Origin of the sequence: Mesorhizobium sp. M1A.F.Ca.IN.020.06.1.1 (assembly GCF_004023265.1) — a bacterium.
Taxonomy (GTDB): Bacteria; Pseudomonadota; Alphaproteobacteria; order Rhizobiales; family Rhizobiaceae; genus Mesorhizobium.
In genome coordinates this window covers 1-1,555 of sequence record NZ_RZSR01001187.1, presented here as the reverse complement: position 1 = coordinate 1,555, position 1,555 = coordinate 1, and the positions used below count along the sequence as shown (strand labels likewise).

At 63.8% G+C, this 1,555-nt stretch carries 1 protein-coding gene and 1 pseudogene; both read right to left on the bottom strand.

The features are described 5' to 3' along the window. Nucleotides 1–882: ABC transporter substrate-binding protein (locus EOA60_RS32330; protein ID WP_128312579.1), on the bottom strand; the 882-nt coding region annotated here is incomplete at its 3' end. 149 nt (nt 883–1,031) lie between these two features. Beyond that, nucleotides 1,032–1,555 (bottom strand): annotated as a pseudogene (locus EOA60_RS32325) (peptidase S15); the annotation flags it as partial.

Genomic DNA, 1,555 nt, shown 5'->3' with positions numbered 1-1,555 from the left:
GATGAACACGTAGTGGCCGGGACCGGAGTGGTTGCGGATGGTGACGCCCCGCACGCGCTTGATCAGGTCGACGATCTTCGGCTCGACGCGGTTGATCATGTTGACCTGACCGCCCTGCAGGGCCGCCGTGCGCGCCGTCGCGTCGTTGATGACGACGACTTCGACCTGGTCGGCATGGCCCATCTTGTCGCCCTGCCAGTAGTTGGCGAAGCGTTCGCCGACATGGCGCACGCCGGGCTCGTTGACCTTGACCTTGTAAGGGCCGGCGCTGATGCCGGCATCGGGTTTGTCCTTGCCGCCATTCGGCTGCACGATCAGGTGATAGTCGCTGAGCAGATAGGGAAGGTCGGCGTTGGCTTCCTTCAGGGTCAGCACCACTTCCTTACCGTTAACCTTGATGGTCTCGATGCCCTTCATGTAGCCGAGCGCGCCGGACTTCGACTTCTCGTCCGAATGGCGCTCCAGCGTGGCGGCCACGTCCTGGGCGGTCACCGTCTTGCCGTTGTGGAATTCGATGCCGTCGCGGATCTTGAGCGTCCAGACCTTGGCGTCGTCGGAAGAGCCGATTTCCTCGGCGATGCGGTTCTCGAGCTTGCCGTCGGGCGACAGTTCGACGATCATTTCGCCCCAGCACTTGCCGAAGGCGAAGGGCACCTGGGTCATCATCAGCGCCGGGTCGAGGCTGTTGGTGGATTCACCGCCGACCAGGCCGGCCTTCAACGTGCCGCCCTTGACGGGGCCGGCAGCCCGGGCAGCGCTCGAAAGCAGCGAGTTGGCGAAGGGCGCGGTGACGCCGAGCGCGGCGGCGCGGCCAAGGAAGTCGCGGCGGCTGAGCTTTCCGGCAGCGACGCGCCGGCTGAGATAGTCGAGTTCGTTTGTCATTATGGGTTCCTCACTCTGATGGTACGACCATGTGGTCGGTTCTTGTTCTTGTGAGGGATAATGAGCGCAACGGAAAGCTGTAAGCAAGACCGAATGCGACATGCCGTGGCGTAAATGGCGCGTCGCATTTGGACCAATCTTGTCAGCGCTCACACGAGAGCGCGGGGAATCGTCTGTTTGAAATCGCGCTCGAACACCAGTTTTTCGCCCTCATAGGCCTCGATTCTGGCGCTGAGGATGAAGTCTTGCGCGTCCGAGCGCATCTCGGCGAAGGTCTCGGTCCGCACCGACCATTCATTTCGCGACAATGTCTGCGTCCAATGCGTGCTGCCCGTCGCCGACAGGGGATCGTCGGGTTGGATCGCCCATGTCTCCCTGACCATGCTGCCGTGGACCAGCCCGTGCTCCAGGTCGCGCACCTCGCCGAAATCGTCCGTTACGGCAAGCGTGACGACGCCGGTCTTTTCGTTGCGGTGGATATGCCGCTCGGAATTGGTCGGCCTGATCGTCTCGGTCGCCCAGGGCGTAGCCCCTTCCGGTTCGAGGAACGACACCTCGTCGGCCGTCGCCGGCGGGCGCAGCGGCAGCTTGAGCGTCGCGGCCGACCGTTCGAGCGTCGCCCGCTCCGGCGAAGGCCAGATCATCGGCCAGTAGGCGGTCGAGACGGCCACCC